Raw genomic sequence first — 18,045 nt, 5'->3', positions numbered from 1 at the left:
CGGCCCTCGGCAACCGCGGCGGCTCCGCCCCCGGACCCCCGGTTACGGGAAGGGGCGGGACCGGGGAAAGCCAACGCTCGGTCATCGACCCGCACTCCCCGGACTCGCATGCCACAACTTCCGCCCCGTAGGAGCCCCTTCACCCGCAGGCCGCAAATCCGCCCACGGGTGCAACCCGTACCCCGTCGACAGCCGGATCCGCCGGGAAACCGGCGCATCCGCAGCCGGAACCGCTGCCGCGAGGACGGCCGCGACCGCCCCCAGCCCACCCTCCGCCCGAAGCCCCGCCAACTCCGCCAGATCCCACGCCGCCGCCCCCACCACGCTCAGGCTGCGCGGCCCGCGTCGCTGGACCACGCCCCGGACGAGCAGCAGCCAGGAGTGGAAGACGGCGTGCGCGCACGCCGCGTGGCTGTCGTCGAAGAAGGCGCAGTCGACCAGGCCCGTGCCGTCGTCGAGGGTCGTGAAGACGACCCGCCGCCCCGACCGCACCGGAGGTGTCTGCGTGGCGGCCTTGGCGCCCGCGACCAGGACGGTCTCGCCGTGGCGGGCGTCGCGCAGCCGGCGGGCCGGGATCGCGCCCAGCTCGGCCAGGAAGGCCTGGTGATCGGTCATCAGATGGCGGGAGGCGTCCATGCCGAGCACGGACAGCTCGGCGTCGAGCCGTTCGGCCGCGTCCAGGTCGGGCAGACCCACCGGCTCGGTCCGGGCGCTGTCGATCAGCGTGGGCTGGGTGGCGGGCACCCGTCGCAGCCCGCGGTGGAGCTCGGCGATGTGCAGCAGCAGGTCCCGGCGGTTGGCGCCGAAGGCGTCCAGCGCCCCGACCCGCGCCAGCCGTTCGGCCACGGGCCGCCTCGGGCGGGCGCGCTGCCACAGGTCCTGGAGCGAGGTGTACGGGCGCCCGTCGGCGATCCGGCGGGCCTCGGCCTCGCCGATGCCCTGCACGTCGGAGAGCCCGAGCCGCACCCCGAACACACCCTCGGACACCAGTTCGATCGAATAGGCCGTTCCCGACCGGTTGACGTCCAGCGGCAGGATCGGCACCCCACGCCGCCGCGCGTCGGCGAGCAGCAGCCGCTTGGGGTACATCCCGGGGTCGTGGGTGAGCAGCCCGGCGTAGAAGGCCGCCGGGTGGTGGGCCTTGAGCCAGGCCGACTGGTAGGTCGGCACGGCGAAGGCCACGGCGTGCGCCTTGCAGAAGCCGTAGCTGCCGAACGCCTCGACGATCTCCCAGGTGCGGCGGACGGCGTCCGGCGCGTAGCCGCGCGCGGCCGCCCGCTCCGCGAACCAGGCCCGTACCCGGCCGAGCAGCGCCGGGTCGGACAGGGCGCGGCGCGTCTCGTCGGCCTCGTCACGGCCGCAGCCGGTCATGATCCGCAGGATCTCGATGACCTGTTCGTGGAAGACGACCACGCCATGGGTCTCGGCCAGCGCCTCCTTCAGGTCCGGGTGGGGGTAGCGCGCGGGGGCGCGGCCGTGGCGGGCCTCGATGAAGGGCCGGACCATGTCGGCGGCGACCGGGCCGGGGCGGAAGAGCGAGATGTCGACGACGAGGTCGTGGAAGTTCTCCGGCTGGAGCCGGCCGACGAGGTCCCGCTGGCCGGGGGACTCGATCTGGAAGCAGCCGAGGGTCTCGGTGGAGCGGATCAGCTCGTACGTCCTCCGGTCGCCGGGCGGCACCTGTGCGGGGTCGTCGAGGTCGAGGCGGCGCCCGGTGACCCGTTCGAGCTCCCCGACGGCGTGGGCCATGGCGGACTGCATCCGCACGCCCAGCACGTCGAGTTTGAGCAGGCCCAGGTCCTCCACGTCGTCCTTGTCGAACTGCGACATCGCGAACCCCTCGCCGCTGGTGGGCACGACGGGGGTGCGGGCGCGCAGCGAGGCGTCCGAGAGCAGCACCCCGCACGGGTGCATGGCGACGCCGCGCGGCAGCGCGTCCAGCGCCTCGACCAGCTCCCACAGCCGGGTGTTCCCGGGCCCGAGGGGCCCGGCGGCGACCTCGCGCAGCTCGGGCAGCTCGGCGAGCGCGGCGCGGGCGTCCCGGGCGCGGATGTGCGGGAAGGACTTGGCGAGCCGGTCGACGACGGCCGGTGCCATGCCGAGGGCGGCGCCCACGTCCCGTACGGCGTGCCGGACGCGGTAGGTCTCGGGCATGGCGACGGTGGCGACGCGCTCCGCGCCGAAGCGGTCGAAGATCGCGCGGTAGACCTCCAGGCGGCGGGCGGACTCGACGTCGATGTCGATGTCGGGGAGCGCGGTCCGCCGCGCGGACAGGAAGCGCTCCATCAGCAGGCCGTGGGCGACGGGGTCGGCGTGGGCGATGCCGAGCAGGTGGTTGACGAGGGAGCCCGCGCCGGAGCCCCGGGCCGTGACCCGGATGCCGAGGGCGCGGGTGTCGTCGACGACCTGGGCGACGGTGAGGAAGTACGAGGCGAGGCCGCGCCAGTCGACGACGCGCAGCTCGTCCTCCAGCCGGTCCCAGTAGCGGCGGTCGCGGTCGTGTCCGCGCAGCACCATGGCGGCGGCGCAGCGGGAGCGCAGCACCCGGGCGGCGGTGCGGGGGCCGACGCCGACGAGGTGGGGCTCGGGGAAGTGGACGGAGCCCAGGCCCAGGTGGTCCTCGGGGTCGACGAGGCACTCGGTCGCGGTGTCCTCGGTCGTGGCGAGCAGCCGGTGCGCGGCGTCCCGGCGGAGGCCGGCGGCCTCCGCGATCCGTGTGGCGACGGCCGTCATGGCGGCCGGGTCCTTGAGCCAGCGTTCGCCGCTGTCGAGGGCCTCGGGCCGGCGGCGGTCGACGGGCACCAGCCGGCGGGCGGAGTCGAGGACGTCGGCGACGGGCCCCTGGCCGGGGTCGGCGTAGCGGACGGCGTTGCTGAGGACGGCGCGTACGCCCTGGTCGGCGGCGAAGCCGACGGTACGGGCGGCGAGCCGCAGCGAGCCGGGGCCGGTGCCGGTGCGGCCGTGCCAGACGGCCTCCAGCCGCAGTCCGTCACCGAACATTTCACGCCAGGGTCGCAGCAGTCGTGCGGCGCGGTCGGGGCGTCCGGCGGCGAGTGCGCGGCCGACCTCGGAGTCCGGTCCGAGCAGGACGGTCAGCGGGGCGGTCAGGGCGCCGCCGAGGCCGGCGGCGGCAGCGGCCAGGTCGGTCCGGGACAGTTCGGGACGCCCGGTGACCCCGGCGTGGGCGGCGGAGACCAGCCCGCAGAGCGCGGCCCAGGCGGGCGCGCCGTCGCGGGCCAGGAAGACCGCGCGGGGAGCGGACTCGTCGACGAAGGCGCCGCCGCGGTCGGGGGCGCGGTGGCGCACGGTGGGGCCGTCGGCGGGCGGTGGCCCGGAGACTGCCAGGTCCACGCCGAACAGCGGGCGCACCCCGGCTCCGGCCGCGGCCTTGGCGAACCGGACGGCGCCGGCGAGGCTGTCGCGGTCGGTGAGGGCGAGGGCGTCCATGCCGCGCTCGGCGGCCCGTTCGGCCAGCCGCCCGGGGTGCGCCGCCCCGTAGCGCGCCGAGAAGCCGGACGCGACGCGCAGGTGTGTGAACCCGGAGGTCGCCCGGAACGCCGCCATCGCACCTCCTGCCGCTCGCGGTCACCCTCCCCCTTGGCCGATTCTTTTCGCCCCTCCTGTCTCCACCATAAACCAATCCTCGAACATTCGTGCGAACGGGCGTGAGGGGTGTCACCCGGCCGGCCCCCACCGCCTGCGCCCGCCGCCCGGACCCCGCAGGCTCGGGGCATGGCCAGCACCCCCGGCGGCGGCGCCCGCTTCGTCCAGGAGGTCCGGGACGCCGTGACGGGCCGGGCGGCGCTCCTGGTGATCGGCGCGCTGGTGCTCCAGCTCGCGTTCGTCGCCTCCTACGTCGGCGCCTTCCACAGCCCGAAGCCCGAGGACATCGCGATCGGCGTGGTCGCACCCGCGCCGCTCGGCGACCAGCTGGTGAAGAAGCTCGACGCGCTCCCCGGCCACCCCCTGGACCCGCGCACGGTCCCCGACGAGGCGCGGGCCCGCGCGGAGATCGGCGCACGGGACCTGGACGCGGCCCTGCTCGTCCAGCCGCGCGGCACCACCGACACCCTGCTCGTCGCCGGGGGCGCGGGCGCCTCGCTCGCTCAGGCCGCCGAAGCGGTCCTCACCCGTGCCGAACGGGCCGAGGGGCGCGCCCTGCGGGTCGTCGACACCGCCCCGGCCGCCGCCGGCGACGCCCGTGGCCTCAGCGCGTTCTACCTGGTCGTGGGCTGGTGCGTGGGCGGCTATCTGTGTGCCGCGATCCTCGCCATCAGCGCGGGCGCCCGCCCCGCGAACCTCCACCGGGCCGTCATCCGGCTGGCCGCGCTCGCGCTCTACGCGCTGGCCGCGGGCCTGCTCGGCACGGTGATCGCGGGCCCGGTGCTGGGCGCGCTGCCGGGCGGGATCCTCGGCCTGTGGGGGCTGGGCGCGCTGGTCGTCTTCGCCGTCGGGTCCCTGACGCTGGCCCTCCAGGGTCTGGTGGGCATCATCGGCATCGGGCTGGCGATCGGCGTCGTCGTAGTCCTGGGCAACCCCAGCGCGGGCGGGGCCTACCCCTACCCCCTGCTGCCGCCCTTCTGGCGGGCCATCGGCCCGGCCCTCCCACCGGGCGCGGGCACCTGGTCGGCCCGCTCCCTGGCCTACTTCCGGGGCAACGCGCTGACCGGCCCGCTGCTGGTGCTCTCCGCGTGGGCCGCCGCGGGCACGGCGGTCACACTGCTCTCCGCCACGCTCCGGCGCGGACGCGAGACCCCGGCCGACTGACGGCCCGCTCCGCGAGGACCGCGAGAACCGGCAGACCGAACGGTCGGTCTGAGTGGTCTTCGGCCATTGCTGCGACGCTCCAGAATCGGCGTGGCCGCCGCGCGGTCACCGGGCGAGCCTCTTTTCGGCCGGGACGCCGGGGCCTCCCAGGGCGGCCCGAAGGGCATTGGATCCAACGGTTCCAGGGGCTCCAATTCACGCTTCCAAAGGGTCGCTTGATGTTTCGTCAATGAAAACAAGGCATCCCCGCTGGTCAACACTCCTGAAACATTAAATACCTCGATATCCCGCCAATCCGGACTCGCTTCTTCATCCAGCACTCCCGTGGCGCCACCCGGGAGACCCGCCCCACGCGGGATCCGGCCACCCGGAACCGCTACACAGGGTTTTCGCTCGACGACTGAAAGTGCTCGTTCGGGGTGCGTTCATGCGCGAGTTGGGCCAGACTGCCGTCCGTTATCTGCACCGACGAACAAGGGAGTGTTCGGAATGCGGTACATCACTGGGGGGATCGCGCTGGGAGCGGCGCTCGCGCTGGGCGGCCTGGCGGGAGCGGGCACAACGGCGACCGCCTCGCCCTCGCCCATACCCGCGGCGCAGACGCAGAGTCTGTACGCGCCCTCAGCGCTCGTACTCACCATCGGCCAGGGCGACTCGGCGGCGACCGCGGGCGTTCAGCGCGCGGTGACGCTCACCTGTACGCCGAAGGCCGGCGGCACCCACCCGGACACCCGCGGTGCCTGCGCCCAGCTGCGCTTCAACGACGGTGACTTCGACAAGGTCGTGAAGATCAAGGAAGGCACCGCGTGTACGCGGGAGTGGAACCCCTCCACCGTCACCGCGGAAGGCGTCTGGGACGGCCGTAGGGTCAGCTTCGAGCACACGTTCGCCAACCCGTGCGAACTGAAGTCGGGCAAGGGCTCGGTCTTCGAGTTCTGAGCCGGACTCGACCGGAGCGCGTCCTCGCGCGAAGCGGCCCCCGGACACCGTGGAGGTGTGTCCGGGGGCCGCGGTCCGTGGCGGGGTCAGCCGATGGCCGCCCCGGTGGCCGCCAGCGCCCCCGGCACCGGCTGGTAGTACGTCTTCGCGCCCGGGAGCCTGCAGTCCCCGCTGCCGCCCGAGGTCAGTCCGACCGCCGCGTCGCCGTCGTAGAGGGGCCCGCCGCTGTCACCGGGCTCGGCGCACACCGTCGTCTCGATCAGCCCGGTGACCTGGCCCTCCTGATAGTTGACGGTCGCGTCGAGGCCCGTGACCTGCCCGCCGTGCACCCCGGTGGTGGAGCCGCTGCGCCGCACGGACTCGCCGTTGTACGCGAGCGCGGCATGGGTGATGGGCTGGGTCCGGCCGCCGCCGAGGGTCACCGCGCCGGGGTGCTCGACACCGGGCACGTATTTCGCGAGGGAGTAGTCATGGCCGGGGAAGACGGACGTCTGGGTGGTGGCGATCACCGGCCCGCCCCGCTGCGCCGACCAGTTCGCCACGACGTTGCCGCAGTGCCCGGCGGTCAGCAGATAGGGCTGACCGTCCTTGACGACGTTGAAGCCCAGCGAACAGCGTGCTGAGCCACCCCAGATCGCGTCACCGCCGGCGATCATCCGGGTGAGCCGGGTGCTGATTCTCCGTACGGTCACGGTGTCGCCGAGTTTCGAGGTGACCGCGTTCAGCCGGGTGAGCCTGTCCCCCGTGACCGTGCTGTCGGCCGTCACCACGACCCGGTTGACTCTGGGATCCGTCACCCACGCGGTGCCGGGGATCGCCGCCCGGTCGTTCAGCGTCTGCCGGGTCGCGTCCAGCCGCGCCTGGGAGAACCGGGCCTGCCGGGGCAGCGCGCCCGCCGCCCGGACGACCTCCTCGGCGTCCCGTCCCAGGACGTTGACCACGAGCCGCCCGGACTCCTCGTCGTAGTACGACCCCGCGGCCGTCAGCGCGGTGAGCCCCGCGAGGGCGGTGGGGACGACCGGGCTCGGCGAGGCCTGGGCCTGCTGCGGGACGAGCGTCACCACGGCGAGGGCGGCGGCCGCCACCCCGGCCAGGACGGCGCGGACGGACACCCGACGGTTCTTCAACTCGGCACCTCCAGTGGGGGGTTGAGCCCAGGATCGGGATGCGGCCCGGGCTCGGAGGAAGAACGACACAGCCGCACCCCCCAGAGGAGGTCGCGTCCATGCCAAGTTGGTCCGTCGAGTGTCCCCACCGGGTGAGGGAGTGCACAAGGGCGAATTTCAGAAGCGCGCATTTCCATGCGCGCGCCCCCTCTTGTCCTCAAGCGCCGGACGGGCTGTTCAGCCCGTCCGGCGCTTGAGGACCGGGGATCCGAGGGCTACACCTGTCCGATACCCGCCTCCCCCTCACCGGATTCCGAACCGGCAGGCAGCTCCTCCGGCACACCTGAAGCCTCCGGCGCAGTCGGCGGGGCAGCCGGCGAGACGGGCGCCCCCTCCAAGTCCTCGGAAGCCGAAGCGGCAGGCGCCCCCGCCCGCTCCAGGAACCGCAGCAACTCCACCGGGAACGGCAGCACCAGCGTCGAGTTCTTCTCCGCCGCCACCGCCACGATCGTCTGGAGCAGCCGGAGTTGCAGGGCCGCGGGCTGCGCGGCCATCGTGCCCGCCGCCTCCGCGAGCTTCTTCGACGCCAGCAGCTCCGCGTCCGCGTTGATCACCCGGGCCCGGCGTTCGCGCTCGGCCTCCGCCTGGCGCGACATCGAGCGCTTCATCGTCTCCGGCAGCGAGACGTCCTTGATCTCGACCCGGTCGATCTGCACGCCCCAGCCGATGGCCGGGCTGTCGAGCATCAGCTCCAGCCCCTGGTTGAGCTTCTCCCGGTTGGAGAGCAGATCGTCCAGGTCGCTCTTGCCGATGATCGAGCGCAGCGAGGTCTGGGCCATCTGCGAGACGGCGAAGCGGTAGTCCTCGACCGCGATCACGGCCTCCGCGGGGTTGACGACCTTGAAATAGACGACCGCGTCCACCCGGACGGTGACATTGTCGCGGGTGATGCCCTCCTGTGCCGGGATGGGCATCGTGACGATCTGCATGTTCACCTTGCGCAGCCGGTCGACGCCCGGAATGATCATGGTGTATCCCGGCTGCCGGACTTCGGGGAGCAGTCGGCCCAGCCGCAGTACGATGCCGCGCTCGTACTGCTTGACCACCCGGGACGCCGCGGCCGCGTACACCGCCCCGGCCGACCCGGCGGCCACCGCCGCCGCCACGAGGTCTGCGAGCATCATGACCCCCTGCCGTTACCGTCGGGTGATACATATCCACGGTATGCCCGCGCCCGGGTGTGGTCGAGCCCCCGGCCCATGGGGCCGGGGGCTCCTGTGCTGCCGGCCGCAGGCGTGGGGAAGGGCGGAGCGCGCTCGCGGTCAGGCGTATGGAGGGGCGCCCGCGAGGGGCGGCCCGGCGGGTCAGAAGACGCTCACCCCGTAGGCGCCGAGCGCCTTGGTGACCGGCTGGAAGAAGGTCGTGCCGCCGGAGGAGCAGTTTCCGCTGCCGCCGGAGGTGAGGCCGAGGGCGGTGGAGCCGGCGAAGAGCGCGCCGCCGCTGTCGCCCGGCTCCGCGCAGACGTCGGTCTTGATCAGGCCGCGGACGACCTGACCGTTGCCGTAGTTGACCGTGGCGTTGAGGCCGGTGACGGTGCCGCCGTGCACCCCGGTCGTGGAGCCGCTGCGCTGGACGCGCTGTCCGACGGTGGCGTTGCCGGCGGTGGTGATGCGCTGCGATCCGCCGTTGTAGAGGTCGACCGCGCTGGGGTGCGGGATCGTGCCGTTGGTGTACTGGACGATGCCGTAGTCGTTGCCCGGGAAGCTGGTGCCGGTGGTGGGGCCGATGCTCGTGGTGTGGCTGGAGTCGGTGTAGTACTGCGGCTTCCCCTGGGTGCAGTGGCCGGCGGTCAGGAAGTAATAGGTGTTGCCCTTGCGCACGTTGAAGCCGACCGAGCAGCGCCAGGTCGGCGCGTAGATCGCGTCGCCGCCGGCGAGCAGCTTCCTGAAGGTGCCGGGGGTGCGTTCGACGCGTATCGCGTCGGCGTCCTCCCCCGCCGAGCGTCTGATCGTGGCTATGGCCTCGTCGGAAACCGTGGAGTCGGCGGTGACCACGACGGATCCGGCGGCCCGGTCGACGACCCACGCGGTGCCGGGGACGTCGGCGGACTCCACAGCCGTGCTCAACGAGGCCAGCCGGGCGGCGGAGGGGGCGGCCGCGGCGCCGGGCTCGGCCCGGGCGACGCCCGTGACGAGGGCGGAGGCGGCCAGGAGTCCGGTCGTCATGGCCAGGACCCTGACGTGTCCGGTGGTACCGCTGCGGGGGGTGGTGCGCTTGATCCTCACGTTCTTCCTCCCGAGGGGGGTCGGGGATCCACGTGGTGGGCGCGGACCCGTGAGGCGCAGCCAAAAAGGCACACCGGATTCCACTTTCGCCGTGCCCCTGACAAGCGCTGCTCGGGAGTATTCGGGCCATGGACGGTATGGCGCAAGGGCTCCTTTCGGACGCGCCCCCGCGCACCACGAAGCGCCCCGGCGGCTCTCCGGCCGCCGGGGCCCTTGCCCGTTACCTGGACACCGTTCCTGGGCAAACGCTGTGACGCATCAGCGGGCGAGGAGGTTCCGCTCCCCCGCAGGGACGTCGAAGGACAGCCGGTTGCCCGGCGGCGGGAAGGGGCAGATGAAGTGGTCGGCGAAGGCGCACGGCGGCAGCAGCGCCTGGTTGAAGTCGACGGTCAGCCGCCCCTGGGCGTCCGGGGCCCCGGGCTTGAGGAAGCGGAAGCGATAGCTGGAGACGTCGCTGGTGCCGTCGGCGAAGACGGCCCACAGCGAGCCGTCGGCCTCCGCCGAGACCCGTAGCGCGTACTCCTCCCCGTCCTTGACGAAGGCCAGTTCACCGGCGACGCCCAGGCCGCGCGTCCGCCCGTCGGCGTTCTCCACCGCGACCGTCTGGTCACGGTCGTACGGGCGGAACGCCCCGGGCAGCACCCAGCCCCCGTCGTACTCGAAGGCGTCGATCCCGGCGAACGCCCGGCGGCCCGGGGAAGCCGGGTCGAACACCCGGACCGCCCACAGCCCTTCGCGCCGTATCACCACCAGATTCCGCTCCCCGTGGCCGACCCGGGCCGCGCCCGGTCCTGCGTCGGCGGTGAGCACCGCCTCGCCCTCGAACGGCCGCCCGTCCAGGGAGAGCCCGTCGCCGGCGGTCGCGGTCAGCAGGACGCCCGAGCCGCCCGGGGCCTCGGTCCAGCGCCCGGGAGTGTCCGGGATCCGCCCCTCCGAAAGCCCGGAGAGCCAGTACGTCCCGGTCAGGGCGAGCGGGCCGTAAGGGGCCGAGACCACCTCCGCGCGCTCCTCCCGCCACTCTTTCCACCGCTGTCGCGCGTCACTCGTGCTCATGGCCGTCAACCTTTCCATACGGGCAGCGGAAGCCCGAGGTGTTCCCGGAGTGTCGACCCCGTGTACTCCTTACGGAACGCGCCACGCTCCTGGAGCAGGGGGACGACCCGCTCGACGAAGTCGTCGAGCCCGCCGGGGGTGAGATGGGGGACGAGGATGAAGCCGTCCGCGGCCTCCTCGGTGACGAACTCCTCCATCCGGGCCGCCACTTGGCGCGGGGTGCCGATGAAGGACTGCCGCCCGGTCGCCTCGATCACGGTCTGCCGGATGGACAGGCCCTTGGCCTCCGCCAGGGCGCGCCATTTCGCGGCGACGGCGAACGGATCGCCCAGCGGCACCCGGCCCTGGGTCAGCCGCCCCTCCGGGTCGGGGTCGACGTCGGGCAGCGGGCCGTCGGGGTCGTAGCCGGACAGGTCCCGGCCCCAGATCTGTTCCAGGGTGAGGATCGCGGTCTGCGGGGAGACCTGCTGCTCGCGGATGAGGTCCGCTCTCTCCTGCGCCTCGGCGGCGGTGTCGCCCAGCACGAAGGTCACCCCGGGCATGATCTTCAGGTCCTCGGGCCGCCGCCCGTACGCCGCCAGCCGCCGTTTGACGTCCGTGTAGAAGGCGCGGCCCGCCTCCAGGGTGCCGTGCCGGGTGAAGACGACGTCGGCGGCGGACGCGGCGAACTCCCGGCCGTCCTCGGAGTCCCCCGCCTGGATCACCACGGGGTGGCCCTGCGGGCTCCGGGGCACGTCGAAGGTCCCGGCGACGGAGAAGTGCCGCCCGTGGTGGGCGAAGGGACGCGGGGTGCCGTCAAGGATCCAGGAGTCCCAGAGCTCCCTGGCCGTGGCGACGAACTCGGCGGCCCGGGTGTAGCGGTCGGCCCGGTCGAGGTAGCCGCCGCGCCGGAAGTTCTCGCCGGTGAAGGCGTCGGAGGAGGTGACGACGTTCCAGGCCGCGCGCCCGCCGCTGAGGTGGTCGAGGGAGGCGAGGCGCCGGGCGAGCTCGTAGGGCTCGTTGAAGGTGGCGTTGACGGTGGCGGCGAGGCCCAGCCGTTCGGTGACGGCGGCCAGCGCGTTCAGCACGGTGATCGACTCGGGCCGGCCGACGACGTCCAGGTCGTGCAGCCGCCCCTTGTGCTCGCGCAGCCGCAGCCCCTCGGCGAGGAAGAAGAAGTCGAAGAGCCCGCGTTCGGCGACGCGCGCGAGGTGCTCGAAGGAGGCGAAGTCGATCTGGCTGCCCGCCCTCGGGTCCGACCAGACGGTGGTGTTGTTGACGCCGGGGAAGTGCGCGGCGAGGTGCATCGGCTTGCTGCGCGCGGTCATGCGGTCTCCCTGACGGTGGCGTAGCGGTTGGCGGGGCGGGCCAGACACAGGTGCTCGCGGAGGGTGGAGCCGGGGTAGAAGCCGCGCAGCAGGCCCCGGTGCTGGAGTACGGGCACGGTGCCGTCGACGAGCAGCGCGAGGTCCCGGCCGGGGTCCCGGGGCCGGAAGTGGAAGCCGTCGGCGACGCCGTCGGTGTACCAGCGGTCGACGAGGTCGGCGAGCGCGACCGCGTCGGCGGCCGCGTGCAGCGCGACCGGCAGCGAGGCGAGCACGACGAGCCGGCCGGCGCGGCCGCCGGGGTCTCGGCCGTGGGCCCGGGCGCGCTGGCGTAACTCGCCGCGCGCGGCGCGGACGGCGTGCCCGGCCCGGGGGTCGTCGAGGTTCCCGACGCGGACGTAGGCGACGTCCGCGTGACGGACGGCGGCGGCCCGGGCGGCCGGCGCGGTGGCGTCGACGGCGATCACGGGCCGGCCCTGTGGGGGCCGGGGCACGATGGAGGGGCCGCGCACGCTGAAGCCGGGGCCCTCGAAGTCGACGTGGTGGAGCTTGTCGCGGTCGATGAAGCGCCCGGTGGGGACGTCCCGTATCTCGGCGTCGTCCTCCCAGCTGTCCCACAGCCGGGCGACGACGTCGGCGACCGCCTCGGCCTCCCGCCAGGCGGCCCAGGCGTCCGGCGCGTCGCGCCGCCCGAAGACGGCCGCCTCGCGGTCGTCCGTGGACACCCCGACGGTCCAGCCGGCGCGGCCCCGGCTCGCCCAGTCGAGGGTGGCCAGGGCGGAGGAGACGTGGAACGGCTCGGTGTGGGTGGTGGTGACGGTGGGCACGAGCCCGATCCGCTCCGTGGCGGGCGCGACCCGGGCGAGCACGGCGAGCGCGTCGAGCCGCCCCCGCCCCCGCCCGGGCGGCCCGAACGAGTCGCCGAGCGTGACGAAGTCGAACCGCCCCCGCTCGGCGAGCCGGGCGGCCTCGGCATACGGCTCGGCCGCGTAGGTACCGGGCCGGTCGAGCGCGACGGCGAGATGAAGCGGACGAGTGGGTTCAGGCATAAGAGATCCTTCCGGAAAAGGTTGTGGGCAGGCGTTCCGCAAGGGCGATGGGGGCACCTCCCAGCGGTAGCCGGGAGAGGGTGGGCACAACCGGCCCGCAGACGCGAAGCGGCCTCAGCGCAACAGCCGCAACAGCGCCCGCGCGGCGGCGTCGTTCTGCCGGAACGCCGGCGCGTTCGTCCCGGGCCGCGCGAACGCACCGGACGACCGCCCGTCCGTATGCGGCCCAAGGGCGAAGCGCCGCCGGTGCGGCACCCCGTCCCGCCCGAGCACCCGCCCGTCCTCGGGACTGACCGCGAGCAGCCCGGCGGGGGTGACCCGCACCTCTCCCCGCAGCTCCCGCAGCAGCGGGTCGCGCGACCGGTCGACGGACGGCTCCGGCAGCCGGGCCTCCACCAGCGCCCGCGCCTCGACGGCGAGGCCGGGCGCGCTGACGCTCCGCGCCCGGAACACCCCGCGCTCCGGGTCCGTCCCGAAGGCCGTGTCCGCCCCGAGGAAGCGGACGACGCCCGCGCGGGAGAGCGCGAGGAGTTGCCGCAGCCGGGGTCCGGGCGGCCCGGAGGCGAGATAGCTGAAGAAGCCGTGCCATTCGGTGCCGATGTCGCCGAGCCCGGCGAGCTGCCCGTAGACGGAGAGCAGCCCGAGGAAGACGGCGAGGTCCGGGCTGTGGCAGGGGTTGTGGCGGCGGGCGAGGTCGGCCTGGATATGGGCGCGCAGGCCCTCCTGGAGCGCCTCCCCGTCGGGGAAGCGCAGTCCGGCGAGCGGGCGGTCGAGCGTCTCCAGGTCGAGCCGGTCGGCCGGGTCGGGCACGGACGAGGAGACCAGCGCGTCGAGTTCGGCGCTGCCGGGGGCGCAGACGGCGTACTTCTCCTCGAAGACGTCCCAGTCGACGGCCGTCCGGGCCGGGTGGGCGGTGAACAGCCGGTGGTAGTGGGCGAAGCCGAGTTCCTTCTCCACCAGCGGCAGGATGTCGCGGTGGTAGTCGAGCGGGCCGGGGCGGGCGCGCAGCTCCTCGATCTCGGCGGGGCCCAGGAAGCGGGGCAGCGGTGGGTGTTCGCCGTGCCGGCGGTAGCCGAGCTTGGCGCGGTACGGGACGCCGCGCCGGGATCCGACGTGGAGCACGGGCTCTCGCCCGGAGGGGTGGTAGGTGAGCGCGCCCCTGCCGTCGGCGGTGAAGCGTCCTCCTCTGCCCTCGGTCAGCAGGGCCATGAGGTCGACGAAGGCGAGGCCGAGGCCGCGTACGAGGACGGGCTCGCCGGGGCGCAGGGCGGCCAGGTCGCTGTCGGCGGTGAACTCGGGCGGCAGATAGGTCAGTCCGTGGTCCGTGGCGAAGGATGCGAGGGCCCGCTGTTCCGGGCCGGGGTCGGCGTCGAGGTGGCCGAGGGCGAGGACGACGGCGTCGGCGAGGAGCGGCCGGTCCCGGCCCTCCAGCCACACCCGCTGCCGGCCGTCGCGGGGCCCGGAGAGCCGTACGGCGCGGCGGCGGTGCTCGTGGACGGTGATCCCGGCGGGCAGGGTGGCGACGGCGCGGTCGTACACCCAGGACAGATAGGCGCTCTGGAGCCGTCGGCCGGCGAAGCTCCGGGGCGTCAGCGCCCGGGCCTCGGCGGCCGTTCCGGGATCGAGGTGGATCGTTTCCGCACCGTCGCGGACGCGGGCCGCCCACTCGGCGAGCGAGGGGCCGTGGCGCACCGGGCCCGCGCACTCGACGGAGTCGTCGGTGTACATCGTGACGTCCTCGGCCATGGAGTTCATCCACAGCAGCGGGGGCTGGTCGTGCCGCCAGATCCGGCCGCCGCCCGGCGGGTACGGGTCGACGAGGTGGAGGTCGAGGCGGGCGCCCCCGAGGAGTTCGGGGGCGTTGGCGGCGATGCGCTCGACGAGACCGGTGCCGCGCGGGCCCGCGCCGACGACGACGAGGGAGGGGACGGGGCCCCGGTCATGGGTGGGGAGGGAGGACGGGCGCGGGTGCGCGGGCATGCGAAGGCTCCGTGGATGCGGTGATCGAACACGGGATGGTGCTGCCTTCACCCGTCCGCGCCCCTCAGCACGACCGGACGTCGAGGCTAAGCCGGGGCCTCGGTCCGCTGTCAACCCTGTCCAGAACTGCGTCCACAGTGTGGACGGCTCGTCTCAACTCGGTTGACGGGACAACCGGATGGCTGTTCCACTTATGTCATGCGTCCTCGGCAGCGGCTCGTCACCCGCGACCACATCGACTTCGGTCGGGTGTGGTCCGCCTCCTGTCCGCGCTGACCGCGCGCCGTCGTACCGCCGAGACACGACGCGCGCCGTGGCGCCCGCGCGCCCCGGCGCCCGCTGCCTTCACCAGCGCGGCAGTCGAGCCGCACCCTCCCCTCGTACGTCCACGCACCGGACCTTCGCGCCGTGCGGCTCAGCAGTCACAGCCGCAGTCGCAACCGTCACAGCAGTCGCAACCATCGCAGCACTTGCTGCAACAGTCACAGCAATCGCAGCAGTTACTACAGTCGCCGCAATCTCCGCAATCGCAGTTGTCACAGCACTTGGCGCACCAGCCCTCGCGCGGCCGTCCGTCCCAGGGGTCCTGGTAGGGGTCCTTGCAGCAGACCTGGCCGGTGCAGAACATGCCGGTCCAGACCGCGCAGCCGGCGATCAGCCCGCGCCGCCGGCGGCCGCCCCTCGGCGGCTCCGGCGGGGCGGCCGGCGGCATCACGGGCGGTGGCCCGAACGCGCCCTCGGGCGCGGCGTGTCCGGCGTGTCCATGGGCCGAGCAGCCGCCGGTCGCGAACGCCCGGTCCACGGACCGCTCCAGCTCGTGCGCCAGCAGGAGGTGCGCCAGCCTGCCCTGGGACTTGCTCCCGAACTCCACGTCGCGCAGCGCCAGCCGCACCCCGCGCACCGCGTCGTCGCACAGCCGTCGCGCCTCGTCGAGGCCGGTACCGGTGGCGGTGATGGGGTTCCAGGACCCGGCGCCGGCGTCCTCCTCCAGGTCCTCGACGGCGTCGAGGAGATGGGCGAGCCGCCCGAAGAGCCGGCCCGCCTCCTCCAGGGCCGGGCGGTTGCCCGGCCGTCCCGCGAGCACGGCCGTGTACCCGAAGGCCATGGCGGTGGCCGTCTCGGTGGGCTCGGTGACCTCCAGCAGCGGGGTGCCCGGACCGGCCAGCGCCTCGATGCCCGCCTGCCGTTCGACCGCGTCGACCAGAACGGCCGTGTCGAAGCCGAGTTCCGCCCCCGTACGGGCACCCGCCCCCTCCCACCGGGCGGCGACGCCCCGCGCGGCCGCCGCGACCGGACGGCGCGCCAACAGCCCGTCACCGTCGGCGACATGGTCGCGCATCTTCGCCGAGGCCAGGACGAGCGAGACCGTGGCGGCCAGCCGGGCGCCCTCCCCCTGGGCCACGGACGCGGAGCGCATCCCGCGCAACGGACAGGGCCCGGCCGTACGCCGCCAGGAGCCGGACTCCCCTGCCCCCGTGGACTGCGCCTCGACCAGCACCGATATGATGAGACCGTCATAGTTGGTTGCTATTCGGGCGAATTGTCCGTGATCGCCTCTCAACGCCAGACAGAGCCCGCAGAGATGCGCCATCCACTCCGCTCGCATGCGTTCCGAGAGTCTGTGACGGCAGGGCCTGATGATCCCGAACAAAACGTGTCCCCGTGTGTGGTGTCGATGTGCCCGGGCATCCTAGTCAGCGGGGACAATCGAGCTGGGCCGGAGCCCGTCCACTCCGGCCCATGCCGCATATGCCCAGGTCCGACGCCTAAGGTCGGCTCATAGGAGTTTCTGACGCACCGCCACCCACTTTGCACCAGATGCGTCACGAAATCCCCGCATGGCCGCCATCCACTTGGCACATCATCCGCATCATGGACGACCATAGAGGAGCGGGCGGAACACACCGCGTGTGAGAGGAGGCGTCCATGGGATCGGTGCGCAAGGCGAGTGCGTGGCTTGGCCTCGTCGACGACAGCGATGACGAGCGCTACTACGGCGGCTACGAAGAGGACTCGGACGAGGGGACCGAGCCCGGCGACTCCTGGGTGACCAACCCCAAGGTCCGCGTGGCCGACGAGGTCGCGCAGGAGCAGGGCACCCGTATCGCCACGGTCACCCCGGACGGCTTCCGGGACGCCCGGGGCATCGGCGAGCTGTTCCGGGAGGGCGTACCGGTCATCGTCAACCTCACGGGCATGGAGCCCAGCGACGCCAAGCGGGTGGTGGACTTCGCCGCCGGGTTGACCTTCGGCCTCCGTGGCTCGATCGAACGCGTGGCCAACAGGGTGTTCCTGCTCACCCCCGCCGACTACAAGGTAGTCAGCGGGGAGGGCGGCCGCGGGCAGGGCGGCTTCTTCAACCAGAGCTGAAGCCGGGACAGACGGTGCTCACCGGAACGCGTCGAGGCCGGTGAGCGCCTTGCCCAGCACCAGCTGGTGCATCTCCACGGTGCCCTCGTAGGTCAGCACCGACTCCAGGTTCGTCGCGTGGCGCATCACGGGGTACTCGAGCGAGATCCCGTTGGCGCCCAGGACCGTGCGGGCGGTGCGGCAGATCTCGATCGCCTCCCGCACGTTGTTCAGCTTCCCGAAGCTCACCTGCTCCGGTCGCAGCCGCCCCGCGTCCATCCGCCGTCCCAGATGGTGGGCCAGCAGTACGCCCTTGTGGAGCTCCAGCGCCATGTCGGCCAGCTTGGCCTGGGTGAGCTGGAAGCCTCCGATGGGCCTGCCGAACTGCTCGCGCGTGCGCGAGTAGTCCAGCGCCGTCTCGAAACAGGTGCGCGCGGCGCCCATCGCGCCCCACACGATGCCGTACCGGGCGTGGTTCAGACAGCCGAGCGGGCCGCCCAGCCCCTTCGCCCCCGGCAGCACCGCGTCGGCGGGCAGCCGCACCTCGTCCAGGACCAGCTCGCTGGTGACGGAGGCGCGCAGCGACCACTTGTGCCTGATCTCCGGGGCGGAGAAACCGGGGCTGTCGGTGGGGACGACGAATCCCCGGATGCCCTCGTCCGTCCGGGCCCAGACGACCGCGACCCCGGCCACCGAGCCATTGGTGATCCACATCTTCCGGCCCGTCAGCACCCAGTCGCCGCCGGCGTCGCGCTTGGCGTACGTCCGCATCCCGCCCGGGTCCGAGCCGTGGTCGGGCTCGGTCAGCCCGAAGCAGCCGATGATCTCGCCGGTCGCCATCCCGGGCAGCCAGCGCAGCTTCTGCTCCTCGGAGCCGAAGCGGTGGATGGCGTACATCGCGAGGGAACCCTGCACGGAGACGAGGGAGCGGATGCCGGAGTCGGCCGCCTCCACCTCCAGGCAGGCCAGCCCGTACTGGACGGCGCTCGCGCCCGCGCAGCCGTAGCCGGTGAGCTGCATGCCGAGGGCGCCCATGGCGCCCAGCTCCCGGGCGAGTTCGCGCACGGGGACCTCACCGCTCTCGTACCACTGCGCGATGTGCGGCAGCACGCGGTCGCGCGCCCAGCGCCGGATGGTGTCCCGGACGGCACGGTCGTCGTCGGTGAGCAGGTCGTCGATGCCGAGCGGATCATGGGGGTCGAACACGGGTCAG

The 18,045-nt window shown here is 73.5% G+C and carries 13 protein-coding genes; 3 read left to right on the top strand and 10 right to left on the bottom strand.

The genetic code is table 11. From position 1 onward, the window contains the following. Positions 1 to 81 precede the first annotated feature (81 nt). The gene (dnaE, locus tag AB0E98_RS32915) at positions 82 to 3,564 is read right to left on the bottom strand and encodes a DNA polymerase III subunit alpha (RefSeq protein WP_361709986.1); all 3,483 of its coding nucleotides are present in this window, start codon (positions 3,562 to 3,564) and stop codon (positions 82 to 84) included. Positions 3,565 to 3,732: 168 nt separating this feature from the next. Here dnaE and AB0E98_RS32910 point away from each other — a divergent pair, with 168 nt between their 5' ends. Beyond that, positions 3,733 to 4,767, top strand: coding sequence for a DUF3533 domain-containing protein (locus AB0E98_RS32910; RefSeq protein ID WP_361709983.1), 1,035 nt, complete (start codon positions 3,733 to 3,735; stop codon positions 4,765 to 4,767). 489 nt (positions 4,768 to 5,256) lie between these two features. Beyond that, positions 5,257 to 5,706: a subtilase-type protease inhibitor gene (locus AB0E98_RS32905; protein ID WP_361709980.1), complete on the top strand. Its 450-nt coding sequence runs from the start codon at positions 5,257 to 5,259 to the stop codon at positions 5,704 to 5,706. An 86-nt stretch (positions 5,707 to 5,792) separates the two neighbouring features. On the opposite strand, the gene AB0E98_RS32900 is transcribed toward AB0E98_RS32905, so the two are convergent. The 8 genes from AB0E98_RS32900 to AB0E98_RS32865 all read right to left on the bottom strand — a co-directional run bounded on the left by AB0E98_RS32900 (position 5,793) and on the right by AB0E98_RS32865 (position 16,134). After that, positions 5,793 to 6,833 (bottom strand): S1 family peptidase, encoded by a 1,041-nt coding sequence (locus AB0E98_RS32900; protein ID WP_361709977.1) that lies wholly within the window; start codon positions 6,831 to 6,833, stop codon positions 5,793 to 5,795. A gap of 254 nt (positions 6,834 to 7,087) precedes the next feature. Beyond that, positions 7,088 to 7,993 carry a slipin family protein gene (locus AB0E98_RS32895; RefSeq protein WP_361709974.1) on the bottom strand — a complete coding sequence of 302 codons (906 nt, stop codon included), beginning with the start codon at positions 7,991 to 7,993 and terminating at the stop codon, positions 7,088 to 7,090. 183 nt (positions 7,994 to 8,176) lie between these two features. Further along, positions 8,177 to 9,097, bottom strand: a complete 921-nt coding sequence (locus tag AB0E98_RS32890) for a S1 family peptidase (RefSeq protein ID WP_361709972.1) — start codon at positions 9,095 to 9,097, stop codon at positions 8,177 to 8,179. Between the two features lie 258 nt (positions 9,098 to 9,355). Beyond that, a complete protein-coding gene (locus tag AB0E98_RS32885) occupies positions 9,356 to 10,150 on the bottom strand; it encodes a DUF1684 domain-containing protein (protein WP_361709969.1) in 795 nt (264 codons plus the stop codon). Positions 10,151 to 10,155: 5 nt separating this feature from the next. Continuing rightward, on the bottom strand, positions 10,156 to 11,457 hold the full coding sequence (locus AB0E98_RS32880) for an NtaA/DmoA family FMN-dependent monooxygenase (RefSeq protein ID WP_361709967.1): 1,302 nt from the start codon (positions 11,455 to 11,457) through the stop codon (positions 10,156 to 10,158). Next, the gene (locus AB0E98_RS32875; protein WP_361709964.1) at positions 11,454 to 12,503 is read right to left on the bottom strand and encodes an LLM class flavin-dependent oxidoreductase; all 1,050 of its coding nucleotides are present in this window, start codon (positions 12,501 to 12,503) and stop codon (positions 11,454 to 11,456) included. Before AB0E98_RS32875 ends, AB0E98_RS32880 begins: the two co-directional genes overlap by 4 nt. Positions 12,504 to 12,617: 114 nt before the next feature. After that, positions 12,618 to 14,483: an FAD/NAD(P)-binding protein gene (locus AB0E98_RS32870; protein ID WP_361709961.1), complete on the bottom strand. Its 1,866-nt coding sequence runs from the start codon at positions 14,481 to 14,483 to the stop codon at positions 12,618 to 12,620. Positions 14,484 to 14,898: 415 nt separating this feature from the next. Continuing rightward, entirely contained in the window at positions 14,899 to 16,134 is a 1,236-nt protein-coding gene (locus tag AB0E98_RS32865) for a DUF5685 family protein (protein WP_361709958.1), read from the bottom strand. A 275-nt stretch (positions 16,135 to 16,409) separates the two neighbouring features. On the opposite strand from AB0E98_RS32865, the gene sepF reads away from it, so the two are divergent. Continuing rightward, entirely contained in the window at positions 16,410 to 16,853 is a 444-nt protein-coding gene (sepF, locus tag AB0E98_RS32860) for a cell division protein SepF (RefSeq protein ID WP_311612485.1), read from the top strand. A gap of 18 nt (positions 16,854 to 16,871) precedes the next feature. Here sepF and AB0E98_RS32855 read toward each other — a convergent pair whose 3' ends face one another. Then, a complete protein-coding gene (locus AB0E98_RS32855) occupies positions 16,872 to 18,038 on the bottom strand; it encodes an acyl-CoA dehydrogenase family protein (RefSeq protein ID WP_361709954.1) in 1,167 nt (388 codons plus the stop codon). Positions 18,039 to 18,045: the final 7 nt, after the last annotated feature.

This window comes from Streptomyces sp. NPDC037389 (genome assembly GCF_040636475.1).
Classification (GTDB): domain Bacteria; phylum Actinomycetota; class Actinomycetes; order Streptomycetales; family Streptomycetaceae; genus Streptomyces; species Streptomyces hesseae.
This window is presented reverse-complemented; position numbering and strand designations above follow the sequence as displayed.